Source organism: Winkia sp. C0117E2 (assembly GCF_056590455.1).
The window spans coordinates 183,244-202,353 of the sequence record NZ_JBWPWD010000002.1; the positions used below are offsets into that span (position 1 = coordinate 183,244).

The 19,110-nt window shown below is 56.5% G+C and carries 19 protein-coding genes and 1 riboswitch; of the genes, 14 read left to right on the top strand and 5 right to left on the bottom strand.

Annotated elements, in window-relative coordinates; genetic code table 11:
• The first annotated feature begins 290 nt into the window (after positions 1–290).
• The 8 genes from AC1EKG_RS03255 to AC1EKG_RS03290 all read left to right on the top strand — a co-directional run bounded on the left by AC1EKG_RS03255 (position 291) and on the right by AC1EKG_RS03290 (position 8,792).
• Positions 291–1,592 (top strand): ABC transporter substrate-binding protein, encoded by a 1,302-nt coding sequence (locus tag AC1EKG_RS03255; protein WP_004805880.1) that lies wholly within the window; start codon positions 291–293, stop codon positions 1,590–1,592.
• Positions 1,593–1,649: 57 nt separating this feature from the next.
• Positions 1,650–2,594, top strand: coding sequence for a carbohydrate ABC transporter permease (locus tag AC1EKG_RS03260; protein ID WP_004805882.1), 945 nt, complete (start codon positions 1,650–1,652; stop codon positions 2,592–2,594).
• Positions 2,591–3,484: a carbohydrate ABC transporter permease gene (locus tag AC1EKG_RS03265; protein ID WP_048707210.1), complete on the top strand. Its 894-nt coding sequence runs from the start codon at positions 2,591–2,593 to the stop codon at positions 3,482–3,484. Before AC1EKG_RS03260 ends, AC1EKG_RS03265 begins: the two co-directional genes overlap by 4 nt.
• Positions 3,485–3,557: 73 nt before the next feature.
• Complete coding sequence (gene purU, locus AC1EKG_RS03270; RefSeq protein ID WP_004805885.1) at positions 3,558–4,421, top strand: formyltetrahydrofolate deformylase; 864 nt, start codon at positions 3,558–3,560, stop codon at positions 4,419–4,421.
• A gap of 151 nt (positions 4,422–4,572) precedes the next feature.
• A riboswitch (ZMP/ZTP riboswitch) is annotated at positions 4,573–4,659 on the top strand.
• Positions 4,660–4,690: 31 nt separating this feature from the next.
• Positions 4,691–5,974 carry a serine hydroxymethyltransferase gene (gene glyA, locus AC1EKG_RS03275; RefSeq protein WP_004805887.1) on the top strand — a complete coding sequence of 428 codons (1,284 nt, stop codon included), beginning with the start codon at positions 4,691–4,693 and terminating at the stop codon, positions 5,972–5,974.
• Positions 5,974–6,867: a bifunctional methylenetetrahydrofolate dehydrogenase/methenyltetrahydrofolate cyclohydrolase gene (locus AC1EKG_RS03280; protein WP_004805890.1), complete on the top strand. Its 894-nt coding sequence runs from the start codon at positions 5,974–5,976 to the stop codon at positions 6,865–6,867. Before glyA ends, AC1EKG_RS03280 begins: the two co-directional genes overlap by 1 nt.
• 31 nt (positions 6,868–6,898) lie before the next feature.
• Positions 6,899–7,969 (top strand): BMP family lipoprotein, encoded by a 1,071-nt coding sequence (locus AC1EKG_RS03285; RefSeq protein ID WP_004805892.1) that lies wholly within the window; start codon positions 6,899–6,901, stop codon positions 7,967–7,969.
• A 4-nt stretch (positions 7,970–7,973) separates the two neighbouring features.
• Positions 7,974–8,792, top strand: a complete 819-nt coding sequence (locus tag AC1EKG_RS03290; protein ID WP_040314975.1) for an exodeoxyribonuclease III — start codon at positions 7,974–7,976, stop codon at positions 8,790–8,792.
• Here AC1EKG_RS03290 and AC1EKG_RS03295 read toward each other — a convergent pair.
• Entirely contained in the window at positions 8,783–10,000 is a 1,218-nt protein-coding gene (locus AC1EKG_RS03295; RefSeq protein WP_004805897.1) for a YihY/virulence factor BrkB family protein, read from the bottom strand. The genes AC1EKG_RS03290 and AC1EKG_RS03295 overlap by 10 nt on opposite strands.
• Positions 10,001–10,074: 74 nt before the next feature.
• On the opposite strand from AC1EKG_RS03295, the gene galK reads away from it, so the two are divergent.
• From galK to AC1EKG_RS03320, 5 genes are all read left to right on the top strand, one after another.
• Positions 10,075–11,271: a galactokinase gene (gene galK / locus AC1EKG_RS03300; protein WP_004805900.1), complete on the top strand. Its 1,197-nt coding sequence runs from the start codon at positions 10,075–10,077 to the stop codon at positions 11,269–11,271.
• On the top strand, positions 11,271–12,320 hold the full coding sequence (locus AC1EKG_RS03305; RefSeq protein WP_004805902.1) for a mannose-1-phosphate guanylyltransferase: 1,050 nt from the start codon (positions 11,271–11,273) through the stop codon (positions 12,318–12,320). Before galK ends, AC1EKG_RS03305 begins: the two co-directional genes overlap by 1 nt.
• A complete protein-coding gene (locus tag AC1EKG_RS03310) occupies positions 12,317–13,462 on the top strand; it encodes a BMP family lipoprotein (protein WP_004805904.1) in 1,146 nt (381 codons plus the stop codon). The genes AC1EKG_RS03305 and AC1EKG_RS03310 overlap by 4 nt, the downstream gene beginning before the upstream one ends.
• An 89-nt stretch (positions 13,463–13,551) precedes the next feature.
• On the top strand, positions 13,552–14,277 hold the full coding sequence (locus AC1EKG_RS03315) for an LOG family protein (protein ID WP_004805907.1): 726 nt from the start codon (positions 13,552–13,554) through the stop codon (positions 14,275–14,277).
• Positions 14,278–14,376: 99 nt separating this feature from the next.
• Positions 14,377–14,538 carry a DUF3117 domain-containing protein gene (locus tag AC1EKG_RS03320; protein WP_004805908.1) on the top strand — a complete coding sequence of 54 codons (162 nt, stop codon included), beginning with the start codon at positions 14,377–14,379 and terminating at the stop codon, positions 14,536–14,538.
• Positions 14,539–14,582: 44 nt separating this feature from the next.
• On the opposite strand, the gene AC1EKG_RS03325 is transcribed toward AC1EKG_RS03320, so the two are convergent.
• Genes AC1EKG_RS03325 through AC1EKG_RS03340 form a run of 4 tightly spaced genes read right to left on the bottom strand, consistent with a single transcriptional unit; the run spans position 14,583 to position 18,238 of the window.
• The gene (locus AC1EKG_RS03325; protein ID WP_004805910.1) at positions 14,583–15,215 is read right to left on the bottom strand and encodes an O-methyltransferase; all 633 of its coding nucleotides are present in this window, start codon (positions 15,213–15,215) and stop codon (positions 14,583–14,585) included.
• Between the two features lie 34 nt (positions 15,216–15,249).
• Positions 15,250–16,359 carry an Mrp/NBP35 family ATP-binding protein gene (locus AC1EKG_RS03330; RefSeq protein ID WP_004805911.1) on the bottom strand — a complete coding sequence of 370 codons (1,110 nt, stop codon included), beginning with the start codon at positions 16,357–16,359 and terminating at the stop codon, positions 15,250–15,252.
• A gap of 42 nt (positions 16,360–16,401) precedes the next feature.
• Complete coding sequence (locus tag AC1EKG_RS03335) at positions 16,402–16,938, bottom strand: DUF1003 domain-containing protein (protein WP_004805914.1); 537 nt, start codon at positions 16,936–16,938, stop codon at positions 16,402–16,404.
• Positions 16,931–18,238, bottom strand: a complete 1,308-nt coding sequence (locus AC1EKG_RS03340; RefSeq protein ID WP_004805915.1) for a magnesium transporter MgtE N-terminal domain-containing protein — start codon at positions 18,236–18,238, stop codon at positions 16,931–16,933. The genes AC1EKG_RS03335 and AC1EKG_RS03340 overlap by 8 nt, the downstream gene beginning before the upstream one ends.
• A 69-nt stretch (positions 18,239–18,307) precedes the next feature.
• On the opposite strand from AC1EKG_RS03340, the gene AC1EKG_RS03345 reads away from it, so the two are divergent.
• Entirely contained in the window at positions 18,308–19,006 is a 699-nt protein-coding gene (locus AC1EKG_RS03345; RefSeq protein ID WP_004805918.1) for a YflT domain-containing protein, read from the top strand.
• Positions 19,007–19,110 lie beyond the last annotated feature (104 nt).

Sequence of the window (19,110 nt, forward strand, 5' to 3'; positions counted from 1 at the left end):
AACGGAGTGTACGTTCACTATTTGCGCGGAGTGTACGTTCACTACAGACGCCGGGAATGCCGGCGGCGGTACCCCTTCCAATAAGTAGGGGACTGTGAAGAGGGGCAGGTGTTTCTGCTGGTAGAACAGGGATTGATTGGAATCGCGCCCTCGCACGTGACATCCGGCACTGTGCTAATTCGGCGATATGCCCGAGTGGCACCATTCCTTTGGGATAAAATAGGCCCGCAAAGGGCAACTAGGAAAACGATGGCGTTTCCTCCCAGAAGCATGTGTGCAAAGGAGCATGAATGCGTAGATTAGTAGCGTTAGCCGGTGTGGCTGCACTTTCCCTAACCTTGTCTGCCTGTGGTGGCAGCGGTGGGGACGCGAAGTCGTCCGGCGGCAACAATAGTGACGCATCCCAGGTTGATGTTGTCAGTTGGTGGTCGGCTGGATCCGAAAAGGAAGGCCTAGCTGCTCTGCAGAAGGTTCTAGAGAAGCAACACCCTGAGACGAGTTTCCAAAATCAGGCAGTCTCTGGTGGCGGCGGCGATCAGGCAAAGCAGAAATTGCAGGCGGACCTTGCGGCAAAGAATCCGCCAGATTCATACCAGGCGCACGCGGGTGCTGAGCTCAGCGAGGACATTAAAGCTGGTTACCTAGAGGATTTGTCTGGCACCTACGACAAGCTAAAGCTTCGGGAGGCTTTCCCGAAGGACCTCATTGATCGTCTGTCGGTTGATGGCAAGATCTATTCCATCCCTTCAAATATTCACCGGGCGAATGTGACTTGGGTTTCTAAGGCCGCCTTGGATAAGGCTGGCATCGATCCGTCAAAGGCCCCGGCAGATATTGATGCGTGGATAGCCGACATGGAGAAGCTCCAGAAGGCCGGCGTGAAGTATCCGATGGCAGTAGGCAATTCGACCTGGCAGCTTCACCTGCTGGAAACCATCATGATCGCGGATCTGGGGGCTGACGGCTACCAGAATCTGATGGATGGCAAGGGAGACTGGCGGTCCGCCGAGGTTGCGAAGGCTTTCGAACATTACGCGAAGATTATGAAGTTCGCTGACCCATCGTTGCTCAACGAGGACTGGGAGCCGGCAATGAAGGGCGTAATCAACAATGATGGCACCCAGGCCTACACGGTTATGGGCGACTGGACTCCGCCTGCGTTCGAAGCGGCTGGAAAGAAGTTGAACCAGGACTACTTTGCTTGGCCGGTGCCGGGTACCCAGGGCGTCTTCGATTTCCTAGCCGATTCTTTCACTAAGCCGGTGGGCGCTAAGCATGCGGGCGGTACAGACGCGTGGTTGGATACGATTTCTTCAAAGGAAGGCCAGATCGCTTTCAACTCCGTAAAGGGCTCGATCCCGGCTCGTTCTGATTTGACCGAGGACGAGAAGGACAAGTTCAGCGAGTACCAGAAGACGGCGATGAAGTCGTTTAGCGAGGACAAGATTGTCTCTTCTGTTGCGCACGGCGCTGCATTGCCGCTGAAGGTAACTGAATCTATGAAGAAGGAAGCTTTGGGCAAGTTCACTGCTGGGAACTTTGATGCCAAGCAGCTTCAGGAGCAGTTCGCAAAGTCAGCAGAAACTAAGTAATTTGCTGTCTCGGGTGGGGGCGGCAAGCCCCCACCCCAATTATTTCGAGGAATAGCCGTGTCATCTTCACAAGTGAAATTGCGTAAGCGGAAACGTTCTGTTGGAGGAATAAAGCAGTGGGGGCCGGCCCTGCTACTTATCAGCCCTTCGTTGGTGTTGGTTGGTTTCTTTGTTTACGGCCTTATTGGAACGAACATCTATACGTCCATGTTGGACAATCACACTGCCGGCCAGCTCAATGGGGCGGAACCTGTGCATTTTGTCGGGCTGGATAATTTTATTGCTCTATTCAAGAACCAGGATTTTTTGTGGTCATTTAGGAACCTGATAATTTTCACGGTAGTTTTCTTACTGGGCACGCTTATCTTGGGTTTCCTGTGGGCATGGCTGTTGGAGCGCCCTCTAAAGGGCGATGGCATTTTCCGATCTGTCTACATGTTCCCTATGGCCGTGTCGTTCATTGCTTCTGGCGTTGTGTGGCGGTGGCTGCTTAATTCGGGGCAGGGGGCTGATGCCTCTGGGCTGAATAGGCTATTCCAGTCGCTCGGGCTTGGATTTTTGCAGAATAGTTGGATCGCATCCCAAAAGTGGGCGATTATAGCTATTGCGGTTCCCGCGATTTGGCAGTTGTCGGGCTACATTATGGCGCTATTTTTAGCTGGCTTTCGTGGCATCCCAGACGAGCTCAGGGAGGCAGCCCGGATTGATGGAGCCAACGAGTGGCAACTGTATAAGAACATTATTTTCCCTCAGCTGACACCGGTCGCGTTGTCTGCGGTGATCATTATTGGGCACATGTCCCTCAAGTCGTTTGACCTGATTATGGCGATTGCTGACAAGAATTGGTATCAGACTTTCGTGCCCGCGATTGACATGTATAACGCGATGACGGTGAATGATCATTCGCGAGCCGCGGCTATCGGTACGGTCCTTCTCCTGGTGGTAGCTGCGCTGGTCATACCGTATTTGATCCATGATGCGAAGGGGCAGAACAAACGATGAGTGCCAAATTAGAGGCTAAGAGGGTTGTCAGCCACACGCCGAGGGCGAAGCATACTTCGGTGTTCGCTTCAGCTTTGCGGTATTTTTTGCTGCTAATGATCCTCTGCATAGTGCTATTGCCCGTCTATGTCTTGTTCATTACTTCGTTTAAGAGCGGTGCCGAAGTTAATCCTTCTACTGCTTGGTCGCTGCCTTCAGAGTGGAAGTTCGACAATTGGATCCGGGCGTGGGATGCGCTGAAGGGCGGTATCGTACGCTCTTTGATATTGGTGATTCCGTCTTCGATAATTTCTGCGATTTTAGGGTCAATGAACGGATTCGTGCTTAGCAGGTGGAAGTTTCCAGGCTCGAATATTGTTTTCACGCTAATTTTGTTTGGGATGTTCATCCCTTACCAAGCGGTGATGATCCCTCTGATGAAATTGGTAGTCAGTGCGGGGCAATCATTGGGGGTTACTCCATTTGGTATTCCGGCACTGATGCTGTTGCACATTGTTTACGGTATTCCGATTTGTACGCTCATATTCCGTAATTACTACGAATCCGTTCCAGAGGAATTAGTCGAGGCCGCGCGCGTCGACGGGGCGGGGATGCTGCGTACTTACGGGTCTGTAGTACTACCGATTTCAATCACCTCATTCGTTGTGGTGATTATTTGGCAGTTTACTCAGGCTTGGAATGACTTCCTGTTTGCGTTGTTCTTTGGTGGTTCCGCTCAGACGGGCCCTGTGACGTTAGCGTTGAACGAATTGGCGCACGGCTCAATTATGGCTGACTATGGAGGTTCGATGGCAGGCGCTTTGATAGCTTCTGCGCCGACGCTGATCGTTTATATTTTCTTGGGTAAGTATTTCGTTTCGGGAATGATGTCCGGATCGGTTAAGGGATAGGCAATAGCCCAAGTAGCTCGTGCCGCTAGCTCCTGTTTCCAATATTTGGTGTGGAAAAAGGTAGGCTAGCGGCATGATGCTTGAATCTGTCGGAAGCGAAGATTTCGTACTTACTATTTCTTGCCAAGATCGTCCTGGCATTGTGCATGAGGTTACTGGGGCCATTGCGCGCGCGGGTGGAAACGTAGTGCAGTCTCAGCAGTTTGGAGATCCGGATACCGGCTTATTTTTTATGCGGGTAGAAATCTGTTCTGATCAAGGCAAAGATGTATTGGAAGGCGAGGTTTCCAAGGTTGCCGGCGAGTTTTCTATGCAGTGGAACTTGTATCGTGCTGGGGAACGCGTTCGGACGATATTGATGGTCTCCAAAGAAGGGCATTGTTTGGCAGATCTACTGTATCGGCAGGATTTTCAGGGGCTGCCTATTGAGGTCGTGGCTGTGGTGGGTAACCATCCTGATTTGGCCCCGATTGCGCAGTTCCACTCTGTTCTCTTCATTTGCAAGCCTGTCACTAAGATAAATAAGGCCCAGGTTGAGGCCGAATTGCTCGACTTGATTGAGTCTGAGAATGTGCAGCTGCTGGTCCTTGCCAGGTATATGCAGATACTAAGTGACGATATTTGTCGGAAGTTGGCTGGGGCAGTAATTAATATTCACCACTCGTTCTTGCCGTCGTTCAAGGGGGCTCGTCCGTATGCGCAGGCTCATCATAGGGGAGTAAAGCTGATTGGGGCTACGGCGCACTATGTGACGGCGGATTTGGACGAGGGGCCAATTATTGAGCAAGATGTGACGCGCGTGGATCATGCGGATTCGACCAAGGACATGGTGGCTTTGGGACAAGATGTGGAGCGCAGGGTGCTGGCGCGTGCGGTGCAGTTCCATGCCGAGCATAGGGTGCTGCTCAATGGGGATAGAACGGTAGTCTTCTCCTAACTTTTTAAGTGTACGTTCACTCCGCCCAGCCTTGCGTGGAGTGAACGTACACTACCTTTTTGAGGGCGAGCCTGGCCTTGCGTGGAGTGAACGTACACTCCATTCCGGGGCGGCGGGGCGTGTGGCGCCGACGGGCCGACTTGATATACCCTTTACCTGTCGCAACTGGCGCCTAAGGTGGATACCACCGGGGAGCGGCATTGTAGAGGCCCACCAGTCGCTCGCCTGGGCTGGAGCCGGAAACATTCATACCGCCACTGGAGGAAAAATTGACTGATCCCCTACAGCAATCTTTAGCTGAACTGGACCCCCAAATTAAAGAAGCGGTGGACGCCGAACTGGCCCGCCAGCGCTCGACCCTAGAAATGATCGCCTCGGAAAACTTTGTGCCCCAGGCGGTTTTGGAATGTCAGGGGTCGGTCCTAACTAACAAGTACGCTGAAGGATACCCGGGCCGTCGCTACTATGGCGGCTGCGAGCACGTCGACGTTGTGGAGCAGCTTGCCATTGATCGCGCCAAAGAGCTCTTCGGCGCCGAATACGTGAACGTTCAGCCCCACTCGGGCGCCCAAGCCAACGCCGCAGTGCTGCACGCGCTGGCAAAGCCCGGCGACACCATCATGGGCCTTGCTCTGGACCAGGGCGGGCACCTGACCCACGGCATGAAGATCAACTTCTCTGGCCGCCTGTACAACGTGGCCGCTTACGGCGTGGACAAGGAAACGCTCCGCATCGACATGGACCAGGTGCGCGAGCTCGCCCTCGAACACAAGCCGAAGGTAATCATCGCCGGCTGGTCGGCTTACCCCCGCCATATTGACTTTGCTGCCTTCCGCGCCATCGCAGACGAGGTCGGCGCCTACCTTTGGACCGACATGGCCCACTTCGCAGGCCTGGTAGCTGCGGGCTTGCACCCCTCGCCGGTGCCGTACTCGGACGTCGTGTCTACCACTGTGCACAAGACTTTGGGCGGCCCGCGTTCCGGCATGATTCTATCTCGCGACACTAAGCTCGCGAAGAAGCTCAACTCCGCAGTATTCCCCGGCCAGCAGGGTGGTCCCCTGATGCACGTGGTGGCTGCGAAGGCAGTAGCTATGAAGCTTGCTGCTTCTGATGACTTCAAGGATCGACAGCGCCGCACCCTGGAGGGCGCGAAGGCACTGGCTGAACGCCTAAGCCGTGAAGATGTTTCTGAGCAGGGCATCTCGCTGCTCACTGACGGCACTGATGTTCACCTGGTGCTTGTCGACCTACGTAACTCTTCTTTGAATGGGCAAGAAGGCGAAGATCTGCTTCACCGCGTTGGCATCACCGTAAACCGCAACACCGTACCGTTCGACCCACGGCCGGCTTCGGTGTCCTCTGGTTTGCGTATTGGTACCCCGGCTCTGGCCACGCGAGGCTTCGGCAAGGAAGATTTTGTCGAGGTAGCAGACATTATTGCTACCGCGTTGGTACAGGCATCCTCCGGGGCGGAAGTTGACGAGGCTGGTCTGCGTGCCAGGGTCGACAGGCTAACCGCGAAGTACCCGCTGTACCCCGAACTCGGCTAGTGCGTTTTCCGTGGGATGGTCCCGCCTCCCTGATGGACGGGACCGCCGCGGCTCGCCAGATAAAGGCTGAGCTTGCAGCGCGTGTGAAAGCCTTAAATGAAAAGGGAATTTACCCCGGCCTAGGAACGATCCTGGTTGGGGATGACCCGGGTTCAAAGAAATATGTTGCCGGCAAGCATCGCGATTGTGCAGAGGTGGGAGTCACCTCTCATCGCATTGAGCTTCCTGCCACGGCCAGCCAGCAGGAAGTGATGGCGGCGGTAGAACAGATGAACAACGACCCGGAGGTGACGGGGTTCATCGTGCAGTTGCCGCTACCTGATCACGTGGATACGAACGCGGTCTTGGAGGCGATCGATCCAGCTAAGGATGCTGATGGGCTTCATCCGGTAAACCTTGGCCGCCTGGTATTGCGGGTTGGTAGCCCGGTTGATTCGCCACTGCCGTGTACTCCGCGAGGGATCGTAGAGCTCGGCAGGCGCAATGGAATCAACTTTGATGGCGCAAATGTTTGCCTAGTTGGCCAGGGCCTTACCGTAGGCCGTCCGTTGGGATTGTTGCTTGGCCGTAAGGACACCAACTCCACTGTCACTTGCTGCCACATTGGCACGCGCAATTTGGCACAGCATGTGCGCGCAGCCGACATTGTGGTGTCTGCTGCGGGGGTGGCGAATCTTATTACCCCTGACATGGTTGCCCCGGGGGCAGCTGTGTTTGACGTCGGTGTTTCCAGAACCGTGGATCCCACTACCGGGAAGTCCAAGATCGCAGGTGACGTCGCCGATGGGGTAGACCAGGTAGCAGGAAAGATGTCTCCGAATCCTGGTGGTGTTGGCCCTATGACTCGTGTGTTCCTACTCGCAAACGTGGTGGAAGCAGCCGAGCGCAGTTAGCATTGGGGCTAGTTACTGTAAAGGAGCCCCAATGCGTAAAGCACTTGTACTGACCACTACTGCAGCACTTGCCTTCGGACTTGCTGCCTGCTCGAACGGGCAGAATGGCAGCGAACCCGCTTCTTTGGATAAGGCCTGCCTGGTGACTAACCAGGCAGGCCCCAAGGACAAGGGGTTAAACGAGGCATCTGTGAACGGGTTGGAGGCTGTCCGCACCGATAAGAAGGCCCCGAAAACCCAGGTCTACGAAACCAAGAACGCCTCTGAATATCAGGAAAAGTTGCAGAAGGCTGTTTCCGACAAGTGTTCGGTCATAGTCGCGGTAGGCGCCCAGATGGCCGAGTCGGTTGCAAAGGTCGCTAAGGAACACGAGGACGCTCGGTTCGCCCTCGTGGATGCCAAGCCCATCGTGGATGGGAAGGCAGTGGAGCTGGATAATGTCCGGCCGATCCTCTTTGATACCGCCCAGGGAACCTTTGTTGCCGGGTACCTGGCTGCGGGAACTACAACCACCGGTATTGTCGGCACGTATGTGGGCCGGCGTACCGAACTCACTGAGGCGGCTGCCTCTGGTCTTGCCGAGGGCATTGATCACTACAACAATGCGAAGGGCACCTCTGTAGCCCTGGAGGGCTGGGACGCCGATGGCAAGTCAGTCTTCGCGGTTGGCGATTTTGCTAATAAGGACAAGGCAGGCCAGCTGACCAAGGCGCTGCTGGACAAGAAGGCAGGGGTAATTGTTCCTATCGCGGGCGTTGCTTCTGAGGGAACCCTTTCCAAGATTGGCAATAACCAGGATTTGGGCTTGATCTGGGTTGGCGCGGACGGTGCGAAGGTGTTTAAGGATCAGAAGGACCACTTTGTCACCTCCATTTTGAAGCGCGTAGATCGCGGCGTGCAGGCCGTTGTCGAGGGCGCCTCTTCTTCTTCCGATTCGAATGCCTGGATCGGAACTTTGGAAAATGGGGGCATCCAGCTCGCCTCTTATGGATCCTACGATTCGAAACTTACGCCGCAGCTCAAGGATGAAGTAGAGGAGCTGGTCTCTCAACTGAAGAGTGGGCAGGTAAAGGTTCAGTCGTCGCTGGCACAGGAGGATTAATTTGCTGAAGGTCGCTTCTGTAAACGTAAACGGTATCCGGGCTGCTTTCCGCAAGGGCATGGAAGATTGGATCAATCAGGCTGATCCGGACGTGCTACTGCTTCAGGAGGTGCGTGCCCCGGAGGATATTGTGTCTTCGCTGTTGGGGTCGCAATGGGAGGTATTCGCCGTTCCTTGCCGGATTAAGGGGCGGGCCGGCGTTGCCATCGCGGTTAAGGCAGGGGCGGGCGTGCTCTCTCGGAGGGATTTCCTTTACGAGGACGACCTCGACGTAGATTCGGGCCGATGGGCCGAGGTCACCCTGGATACTGTGGGGCCGGACGGAAGCTCGCGCCCGTTTACGGTCGTATCTGCCTATCTGCATTCGGGGGAATTGGACAGCCCGAAGCAGGAGCAGAAGATGGCTTATTTGCAGAAGGTCTCTGAGCGCCTGCCGCAACTAGAGGGCGCGTGCGTGGTCGCCGGGGACTTTAATGTGGTGCGGTCGGAGTATGACATCAAGAACTGGAAACCGAACCACAACAAGCGCTCTGGTGTTTTAGACAGCGAGATTGCTTTCTTGGATTCTTGGATGAACGGGGAGCGGTGGACTGATCTGACTCGGCACCATTTGGGCGAGGGCGTGCAGGCCCCTTATACGTGGTGGTCCTTCCGAGGCCGTGCATTCGATAACGACGCGGGGTGGCGTATCGACTATCAGATGGTCACCGATACGGCGTTGCCCTTGGCGGGGCCCACGTGGGTGGACCGGGCCAGTCAGCACGATTCGCGCTGGTCGGATCACGCTCCGCTGGTTGCCGAATACAACCTGTCTTACAGGTAGTAGTTAGATTCTGCCCGCTGGAGTTTCCGGCGGAGGTGCCCTAGACGCCAGGTCTTGTATTTACCTACTAGTCCGCCCCAGCGGGGGATGCGTTGGCGCTTTTCGATTGCCATGGGATCATTTTGCGGATCCGGTTCGATTGCGCCGGTAAGTGACTGGTGCGGCCAGGTTAGTGTGTGCGGGTACGTGACCGTGATGTAGTTGGGGGTTTCGTCGGCGTGAATGTGCTCGCGGTTTGCCGGTAGGGCAGCTCTGGGCGGGTTTGCCATGAAGGCGCAGACCATCAGTGTGACGCGGGCTAGGAGGTTGACCCATAGCAGCAGCGTGGCTAGTGCCGCGGCCGAGGCGAGGATCGGGTTGTCGGAGACGGATGCCACTAGTGAGGTGCCGGCCCATCTTAGGATGCCTGACCCGACAGCGAAGGTGACTAGACCTTTGATGAGGTCTGGTTTGGGGACTCTGACGGCGGCTATGAAGCGCACCAGCATCCAGAAAACTCCGGCGTCGATTAGGGCCGCCCCTGCAAGCACGAGGATGCGCACCAGAAATGCGCCTACCCCGTCTGATAGGCCGAGGGCGGAAAAGATTGCGCCACCCGCGCTGGAGGCAAGTACGCCCACGCCTGCCGTTGCTAGCACCGACAGGGCGATGACAATGAATCCTGCTAGGTCGCGTAGTTTGTCGCTGACTGCAGAGACGGGCATGACGGTAATGCCGAACATGTCTCGGATTGACACTTTTAGTGCTTGCATTACGCGGGTTGCAGATAGCAGCAATGACACGAGGGCGATGATCCCCGGCAATGTGAAGGGGGAAGACAACACTAGTGAGCTCGGTTCCACTAGTCCTTCTTTGCCGTCCACCGTAATCAGCCCGGGCATTGCCGAGTTGATGGCCTTGAATACGGATTCGCGCAGCTCGTCGTTTGAGCCTAGTAGCGACATGAAGATGGTGATGCCTATGGCCAATGCAGCGAACAGGCTAAATAGTGCGGTGTAGGAAATGCCGCCTGCCAAGAGGGCGCCTCGCTGTACGCCGTACCTGCCAAGGAACCTGCCGATGCGGGAGTCTTTGTACCAGGAAGAGAGCGCCCCTACTTTTCCTTTTAGCCCCTTCTCCGTGAATGCGCTCTTTAGAGTGTGCGCTGATTCGGGATAGGTGTGGTCGTAGGGTTGAGCGGCAGTAGTCACTTGTGAATTTTTGGCCATGGCTCAAGGTTACAAGGTATTGCTTTGCGCCGTATTCACTCTAAGTTCTCCTGTACGATTACAGGGTGAGTAGAGTGTTGCAGGCGTGGGATCGTCAGGAGGCTTCTTCGCGGGTGAAGAAGCTATTTTTGAAGAATTTCGAGGCCGAAGCCGACGGCGTGTGGTTTGCCCCTGGCAGGGTAAATCTTATTGGCGAACATACTGATTACAACGGTGGCCTCTGCCTACCGATTGCGTTGCCGCACGGCACATATGTGGCGGCCTCGAAACGTGAAGATGGGCTGATGCGGCTAGTGTCGGCACAGATCCCGGGTGTGTTGCAGGTTGATCTTCAACAGGTCCTGCCCGGTAATCCGAATAAGATTCCTGGGTGGGCCACCTACGTTGCCGGGGTGGTGTGGGCACTGCGTCAGCAGGGCTTCATTCTGGGCGGGGCAGATATTGCGATTGATTCCTGCGTTCCGTTCGGAGCCGGGCTATCTTCGTCTGCAGCGTTGGAATGCGCCGTGGCAGTCGCAATGGTTGACCTCTATTCGCTGGCCATCTCGAAAGAACAGATAGTGGAGGCGGCCAGAGCTGCCGAAAATCAGATTGCTGGTGCTCCCACAGGTGGCTTGGATCAGTCTGCCTCGGTGCGGTGTGCCCGCGGGCATGCGCTGGAATTGAACTGTAGGGACATGTCCGCGACGAATGTGCCATTCGACCTCGCGAAAGCGCAGGCGCAGCTACTGGTTATTGATACCCGTGCGACCCACGAGCTGACGGATGGCCAGTACGGCAAACGCCGCACTTCCTGTGAACGAGCCGCGCAAATCCTGGGCGTGAGCTACCTAGCGGATATTCCTCCGGAAGGTTTAGCCGGCGCCTTGGAAAGGCTAGAAGATCCCATGTTGCGGCGGTGCACTAGGCACGTCGTGAGCGAGGTAGCGCGCGTTCGCCATAGCGTGCAGCTCCTGCGCGAAGAGCAGCTGGACGCTAGCACATTGGAACGCATTGGGAGCCTCTTCAATGAATCGCATGCTTCGTTGCGTGATGACTATGAGGTCTCCTGCGAAGAATTGGATGTGGCAGTGGAGGCAGCGCTCGCGGCGGGAGCCTATGGGGCGCGTATGACCGGAGGCGGTTTCGGCGGGTCAGCCATCGCTTTGGTTGATTCGGAGCAGAGCGAACCAGTGCGGGCGCAGATAATCGACGCCTATGCCGCGCATTCGTTTACCGAACCCGTCTTCTTAGAGGTCGAACCGGGGCCGGCAGCAGGAAGGATTTGCTAGTGAGGGCGATTATTCCAGCTGGGGGAGCGGGTACCCGCCTGTGGCCATTGTCGAAGCGGAATCGACCGAAGTTTCTTCTGGATTTAGCTGGCACCGGCCAGTCTCTGCTTGCCGACGCAGTTTCCCGGCTAGACGGTGCTGCTTCGGTCATGGTGGTAACGGGATCGATGCACGAGGACGCGGTGCGCGCCCAGCTGGATTCCAATGTCGAGGTGATTACCGAGCTTTCTCCGCGCGATTCTATGGCTGCGATTGGCCTAGCAGCGGCCATCGTCGAGGCTCGACACGGTCGGTCAGAAGTAGTCGGCTCTTTTGCAGCTGATCACGTGGTTGCTGACGTGAGCGAATTTCGACGCGCGGTGGAAGCGGCAGTGCGAGCTGCTCAGCAGGGCTGGATTTGCACCATTGGGATTGGTCCGAGGTTTGCTTCGACGGGTTTCGGCTACATTGCCCCGGGCGAGGAAACCGATTGCGAGGGAACTCGGAAGGTCCGGGAATTTGTAGAGAAGCCATCCCAACAAGTGGCCAGCGAATATGTGCGCAATGGGTACTTGTGGAATGGCGGGATGTTCGTCGCGCAGGCGGGTGTGCTGCTCGATACTCTAGCGCTAAACCATCCCCATCTTGCCCGGGGACTGCGGCAGATCGCTGCGGCGTGGGACGGTCCTGAACGCGATGACGTGCGCGAACGCGTTTGGCCTTGCCTAACTAAGATTGCTATCGATCATGCTGTTGCTGAGCCGGCAGCCGCCCTCGGCAAGGTGGCGGTGGCACCTACCGCCCCGTCGATGGGGTGGGATGATCTTGGCGATTTCAAGTCTCTCGCTAAAGTAGCCCCTGTCGTCCAGGTTGGCAGAAAAGCTGCCGAGGTCGAAGCCGACGAGGGCGTCTTCGTGGCGACTGACCTGGATTCGTCCGAAATGATTGCCGTGTTGGGACTGGAAGACGTCGTGGTAGTGCGAACTAAGGATGCAACTTTGGTCGCAAGCTCCGAAAAGGCCCAGGAGATCAAGAAATTGGTAGAAACTCTTCCCGCGGATTACCGATGAGACGTCTGCTAGCTATTTTATGCGTGGCCTTACTTGCCGCTGGGTGTCAGGCAAGTGATAAGCCGGCGCATATTGCCCAACCTCCTACTAAGGTGTGCGCGGTTCTGGAGGGTGCAGATAGGCCTGGCACAGAGGCAGCTAATGCAGCTAAGGGGATCGTTGCCAGGCGCGGAGCACAGGTGCGGTTTGTGCCTGATTCCGTTGCCGGCCAGCTGGCAATGGAAGGCTTTTTAGAAGATGGCTGTAACTTGCAGGTTGTTTTTGGTGCAAACCTGGAAGCTGCTGCTACCAAGCTTGCGATGGCCAACCCGAAAGTGCACTTTGTATTTGCATCGATGCCTCTGCGCAGCACCGAGTTACCCGAGAATGTAAAGCCTGTTCGGTTCAACTTGTCTACATCTGCTTTTCAGGCCGGTTATGCTGGAGCGCGGTACACGCGCACCAAGAAATTGGCGGTGGTGGCCGGAGACTACAGCAACGTCTCCGCCACGGTGCTTGCTAATTTCAGCGCCGGAATGTCCCATTTCGATCTAGCTCACCCGCACGCCCAGCCCTCACTATCGAATACTACCGATGAGGGCGAAGGCTTTTACTTAGGGGCAATGGCCGCCCCGGAGCAAGGAGAGGAGGCAGCAAAGCAACTTTACGAAACCGATGCAGATGTAATAGTTGCCGCTGCTTCGGAGCAGGCGAATAACGCCCTCATCCGCACACTGATCAAGGAACGGTCCGCCGATCGCGAAGGGGAAAAGAAGACCCTAGGAGTGATCTTGCTGGGCCCTCCTGACGTTGCTAAGGCGCTGGGAACTGAGCAGGCGAAGCAACTGGTTATTGGGGCGGTTGTGCGAAACTGGGAAGCCGCTCTTAGGACTGTCTTGGAGCAGGTTAGAAAGAAGGGCTTCAGCTCTGCTCCTTACATTGCCAGCGAGCCAGAAGAAGAAACAGAGTTTCAGATTTTGCCAGATGGTGCCGGGCCAGTCACCAAGGCCATTTGCGAGGCCGCCTCGGCTGCCCGAAAACAGTTCGCAAAAGATCCGCATTCCTTGGTAGAACCCAAGCCAGCACCCGGGCAGATTGATGCGACGACGTTCCGGCCTCCCACTGAAAAGAGCGAAGAATTAGCCAAGAAGCTGAAGAAGTAGCCTGAACGAAAGGTTAACTGCAGGTCGCAATACGGAAAAAGTGCAGGTGTCAGCACGCAAAACTTTCGTAAGTGAGGCATGCTGGGAAAATGAGTAGAAGTGAAACGTATAGACGCGGTCCGGTGATGCTGCGGGGACGGATGATCCCAAAAGAAACCACCGACACTAGGCTGCTCAAGAAAGGGCAGGAATCTGATTGGCTCCACATGGACCCCTGGCGGGTATTGCGAATCCAGGCAGAATTTGTCGAGGGATTCGGGGCGCTGGCAGAGCTGGGGCCTGCGGTCAGTGTATTTGGATCGGCAAGAACGAAGCCGGACAGTGACCACTACAAGTTCGGTTACGAAGTGGGCAAGCTGCTAGCCCAAAAGAACATCGCGACGATTACCGGGGGAGGCCCCGGCGTAATGGAAGCGGCGAACAAGGGTGCTCACGAACACGACGGCGCTTCCGTCGGGCTCGGAATTGAGCTGCCTCACGAACAGATGATGAACCAGTGGGTGAACCTGGGCGTGAATTTCCGGTACTTCTTTGTCCGCAAGACAATGTTTGTAAAGTATGCTTCTGGGTTCATCGTGATGCCCGGCGGATTTGGTACGTTGGACGAAATGTTCGAATCTGTGACGCTGGTGCAAACACGCAAAATCAAGCGGTTCCCGATCGTGCTGGTAGGCGCTGATTACTGGGGAGGCCTGCTGAAGTGGATGCGCGAGACCGTTCTAGAAGCGGGATACATCAGCGAGGAAGATCCGGATATGTTCTATGTCGCAGATACTCCCGAAGAGGCCGTAAAGCTCGCTACCGCTGAGTTGTAGGTTATCTCAGGCCCCTTTTATATCAATTTGGTAAAATGGCCCTATGCTACCGAAAAGTAGCTGGCAATCGTGCCAATACATGTAAGGACAGGTGCGCACATGGCAGCAATGAAGCCCAGGACTGGCGACGGCCCCCTCGAAGTTGTAAAAGAGGGCAGGGGAATTCTAATGCGGGTCCCTCTAGAGGGCGGCGGACGGCTGGTAGTTGAGCTTAGCGATGAAGAGGCTCAGGACCTAGCCAAGGCACTTGAGGAACTGTAAAAAATGGGGGGCGACCGCTTGGTCGCCCCCAACGCTATAACGGGTTACTTTCGAGCAATCCCAATGGCCATGCCGTCTCCGATTGGCAGCACGGAGCTGATCCAAGAATCTTTGTCTTGCAGGGACTTGATGGCCTCGCGCATCTGCACTGTTTCTGGATCGCGGCGAGCGGGGTCGGCCACCTGGTCGTGCCAGAGAGCATGCAGGAGCACCACTGCACCGCCAGGGCGCACTAGCTCCCATGCGTGCCTGAGGTAGGCGTCGACCTCGTTGACGTCACCGTCAATTACCACCATGTCGTAGGCGTTGTGCGCCATTCGGGGAAGCACTTCCAGTGCCCGTCCGGTGATTAGGCGAGTGTGCTGAGAGGGGATACCGGCGTCGCGGAAAAGCCCTCGAGCTGCCTTGTGGAATTCAGACTCGATGTCAATAGAGGTGATTACCCCGGAGGCAGCCATGCCTTCGAGCAAGTACAGGGCAGAAGTTCCAGTCCCGGTACCGATCTCGAGTACAGTCCTGGCTCCCATTGCGCCTGCCAACGTGCGCAGCATTGCCCCGGATGCGCGGGATACTGCTGGCGCTCCCAGCTCTTCTCCTAGGGCACGAGCCTTGGCAATAACATCGTCCTGGTCGGCAATCTCTTCTGTGTAGGTCCAGGAGAGGGCTTTCTCGCTCACGGTTACTCCTTTTTATTTACTAAGCCTACTAGGCTCACAGCGGGGACACGCCCAAGTTGCGCCCGGATAGGCCGCGGGAGCGTTTAGAGAGTTTCTTGGCAAGGCCTTGTAGCGCGCTGGCTGCGGGGCCGTCGGAAAGGGCAACCGGCGTGCCGTTGTCTCCACCGATTCGCAGATCTACGTCGAGCGGGATCTGGGCCAGTAGATCTACCGGGTAGCCAAGAACGGTTGCTAGACGCGCCGATACCATTTCTCCGCCGCCGGAGCCGAAGACCTCGATCTTTTGCCCGTCTGGCGTTTGCATGTAGGCCATGTTCTCGACGACCCCAATTACTCGCTGGTGAGTTTGGGCAGCGATGGAGCCGGAGCGTTCCGCCACTTCGGCAGCTGCAATCTGCGGGGTTGTCACCAACAAGATCTCGCTGCCGGGAAGTAGCTGGGCAATAGAGAGGGCGACGTCGCCTGTCCCGGGAGGAAGATCTAGTAGTAGTACGTCCAGATCGCCCCAGTACACGTCGGTGAGGAATTGTTGCAGGGCGCGGTGAAGCATTGGTCCGCGCCAGACCACCGGTTGCCCGTCTGGTACGAACATGCCAATAGACATTACTTTTACGTCGTGGGCGACAGGCGGCACGATCATGCCGTCGATCATCGTGGGCTCGTGCTCAACCCCCAGCATGCGGGGGATCGAGAAGCCGTAGATGTCAGCGTCGACAACTCCGACTTTGAGCCCTTCTTTAGCCATGGCCACGGCCAAATTAGCGGTGACTGAGGATTTGCCTACGCCGCCCTTGCCGGAAGCTACTGCGATAACGCGGGTCAGCGAGTTGGGTTGGGCGAAGGGAACCTGGCGGGTGGGGCCGCTTAGCTTTTCGCGTAGTCCTTTGCGCTGCTCCTCGTTCATCACGCCCAGGTGGATTTCGACGTCAGTGATGCCGTCTACTTCGAGGGCGGCTTTGGTAGCGTCGGCCTTGATCGTGTTTTGCAGGGGACAGCCTGCAACGGTTAGGTCGATACTAATGTCTGCCTTACCGTCAGCAACTGAGACTTCTCGGACCATGTCTAGGTCGGTGATCGGGCGACGCAGTTCTGGATCGATCACAGATTGCATCGCATTTGCAACGGCTTGTTCTAACTCAGTCATAGTTCCAATCGTATGGTGTTGCGCTGGTGCGTCCGCACCCTGTTATGCCTTTGGCGAATCGGACTTCTTTTTGTCCTCTGTCGCGTTTACTAGTTCTTCTAACAAATCACGGATTTCCGAACGGACGAAATCGCGCGTGGCTACGTCGTTCATAGCGATTCGCAGCGAGGCAATTTCGCGCGTCAGGTATTCCGTATCTGACAGAGACCGTTCTGCGCGGCGCCTATCTTGTTCGGCCAGCACCCTATCGCGGTCGTCTTGTCTGTTCTGGGCCAGCAGGAGCAGTGGGGCCGAATAGGAGGCCTGGGTGGAAAAGGCCAGGTTCAGCAGGATGAACGGGTACGGGTCGAAGGGGGAGAGGCCGCGTACTCGGGCAAGCACGATGTTTGAAATGATCCAGGCTCCCACGAAGATAGTCATCCAGAGCAAGAACTTAGGCGTCCCGAAAAAGCGAGCTATTGCCTCCGCAGCCCTGCCGAAGGTTTCGTTTTCTCCGCCCGAAGAGCGTCGCCTGGACCGGTTCATAAAGCGTCCGAAGCGGCTGCCTGACTTTGTGGGGGTGTCTAGGCGCTCATTCATCTGAATGCTCCCTGTCCATCGATTCGTCTGTTATCTTTTCGTCTGCTTCTCGCCAGTCGTTGGGGAGTAGCTCGTCTAGAACGTCGTCTACAGAGACCGCTCCGAGGAGATGCCCGTCCGCGTCTACTACGGGCAGAGCAGTCAGGTTGTAAGTTGCCAGGAGCCTGGTGATGGTACCGATACCTGCCGAAGCGTCGACTCCATCTAGGTCGCCGTCAAGAATAGAGCCCAATAGTGTTTGCGGGGGTTCTCGTAGGGCGCGCTGTATGTGCACAATCCCCAAAAACCTGCCGGTGGGTGTCTCTAAGGGAGGACGGACCACGCATACCAGCGCGGCGAGGGCGGGGGGTACGTCTACCTTGCGCACGTGTGCAAGCAACGTGGCGACGTTGGCATCCGGGGGCAAGATGACGGGTTCAGTGGTCATCAGACCGCCAGCAGTGTGCTCACCGTAAGCAAGCAAGCGGCGCACATCCTCGGCCTCTTCGGGTTCCATCAGTTCCAGAAGTTGGCTGGCTTTGTTGTCGGGTAGCTCTTGGACCAAGTCGGCGGCGTCGTCTGGTTGCATCTCGTCTAGCACGTCCGCAGCCCTTGGGGCAGCAAGGTGAGCCACAATGGAAACGCGGTCCTCTTCGCCCAATTCTTCGAGCACGTCCGCTAGTCGTTCGTCCGGTAGTTCTTCGGCGACTTCGAGGCGACGGTCGTCAGGTAGATCGTGAAGAGCATCAGCCAAGTCCGCAGCGCGCAGCCCTTCATACATGGCCAGCAGGTGGGACGTGTCAGCGGGAATCATATTGACCCGCATGCCGGTGATCTGGGAGGGCGTTACGAGGGCGTCCCCTCCGGTGCGCTTGAATCCGAAAGTGCCCGGGCGCCCTCGTTCTACGTAAACCTTTGAAATATACCAATCACTATTTTGGTCCTGCTCAATGGCTAGATCAGCGATTCGTCCCTGCCCAGAGCCGTCCTTGAAGGTGACTAGGCGTCCCAATACTTCACCAACGACCAGCGACTCAACCGGCCGCTGGCTGAATCGACGCAAATTCAGCATGCCTGTAGTGATTACCGCCCCGGGTTTAATAGCGGTTACGCGAGTGAGAGGCATAAAGACTCGACGCAGGGAACCGACCTCTACTACCAGGCCGATTGCGCGGTGGTTGCCCGTGTAGCGCATCATCACAACCACGTCGCTGACTTTGCCAATCGCGTCCCCGACCGGATCGAACACCGCAGTGCCTGCAAGTTTAGCTACGAAGACCCTGCCCCCGACGCTTTTTACAGTTTTTGCGGAATGGCGCATGTGGACCTCCGTTACGCTTTTCGCGGCTAGCAGACGCGCTCAAACTACTTTTCTGGCAAACTCAATACTATGTCTACACCACTAAACTTTACTTCACCAGTTGGCAAAGCCCCGGCTCCCAAGGGTACCGAAGTGGCTTCATTTCGCACCTACGCGGAGGCACAATCTGCAGTAGATGCGCTGGCAGAGGCCGACTACCCGGTGCATACCTTAACTATTATTGGTACCGATCTAGTAATGGTCGAGCGTGTCACAGGACGGGCAACGGCCGGCAAGGCATTTGCTCGCGGAGCTCTTAATGGGCTTTGGTGGGGCGTCATGCTCGGACTGTTGAGCGCCTTCATCAACCCGGATTTGGGCGGGGCGGCAATAATTATTACCGCCGGCGTTATCACCCTCATCTTTGGGCTGATCAATGTTGCCGTGCACGCGATCGCTGGCAAGAAGCGGCGTCAGGATTACACCTCAGTTACCTCGGTTGCAGCTTCGCGTTTTTCAGTGCTTGCCCTCGCAGATGCTGCAAAAGCGCGGCAGGCACTAGCCGGCGCGCCAGGAAATATCCTCGAAGCCGCAAATAGGCCGATCCAGGCGGGCTCAGAACCTGCTGGCCCTACGGCGTTTGGCTCCAAGTCAACCGAGCAGCCCGCTTATGGGGTTCGTCTTTCTGATGCCGAAAAGGCAAAGCGGAACTCCGAAACTGGACATGGCCGTCACCGCGGTCCCGCTGCCCCAGAAGAGGGCCAGGCGGGCACTCAAGACCAGGAATAGTCCGCTAATCGTGACCAATACCGCCCTGCTGGGGGCGGGAATAAGACGTAGCTGGACGTACCATATAAAAGGCCAGATAGCCGCTAGCGAGTCTTAATAAGGAG

Bases quoted from the DNA above. Each gene is read 5' to 3' on its own strand.
- AC1EKG_RS03255 (WP_004805880.1), top strand. From the start codon at position 291: ATGCGTAGATTAGTAGCGTTAGCCGGTGTGGCTGCACTTTCCCTAACC.
- AC1EKG_RS03265 (WP_048707210.1), top strand. From the start codon at position 2,591: ATGAGTGCCAAATTAGAGGCTAAGAGGGTTGTCAGCCACACGCCGAGG.
- purU (WP_004805885.1), top strand. From the start codon at position 3,558: ATGATGCTTGAATCTGTCGGAAGCGAAGATTTCGTACTTACTATTTCT.
- AC1EKG_RS03285 (WP_004805892.1), top strand. From the start codon at position 6,899: ATGCGTAAAGCACTTGTACTGACCACTACTGCAGCACTTGCCTTCGGA.
- AC1EKG_RS03295 (WP_004805897.1), bottom strand. From the start codon at position 10,000: ATGGCCAAAAATTCACAAGTGACTACTGCCGCTCAACCCTACGACCAC.
- AC1EKG_RS03310 (WP_004805904.1), top strand. From the start codon at position 12,317: ATGAGACGTCTGCTAGCTATTTTATGCGTGGCCTTACTTGCCGCTGGG.
- AC1EKG_RS03315 (WP_004805907.1), top strand. From the start codon at position 13,552: ATGAGTAGAAGTGAAACGTATAGACGCGGTCCGGTGATGCTGCGGGGA.
- AC1EKG_RS03320 (WP_004805908.1), top strand. From the start codon at position 14,377: ATGGCAGCAATGAAGCCCAGGACTGGCGACGGCCCCCTCGAAGTTGTA.
- AC1EKG_RS03330 (WP_004805911.1), bottom strand. From the start codon at position 16,359: ATGACTGAGTTAGAACAAGCCGTTGCAAATGCGATGCAATCTGTGATC.
- AC1EKG_RS03335 (WP_004805914.1), bottom strand. From the start codon at position 16,938: ATGAATGAGCGCCTAGACACCCCCACAAAGTCAGGCAGCCGCTTCGGA.
- AC1EKG_RS03340 (WP_004805915.1), bottom strand. From the start codon at position 18,238: ATGCGCCATTCCGCAAAAACTGTAAAAAGCGTCGGGGGCAGGGTCTTC.
- AC1EKG_RS03345 (WP_004805918.1), top strand. From the start codon at position 18,308: ATGTCTACACCACTAAACTTTACTTCACCAGTTGGCAAAGCCCCGGCT.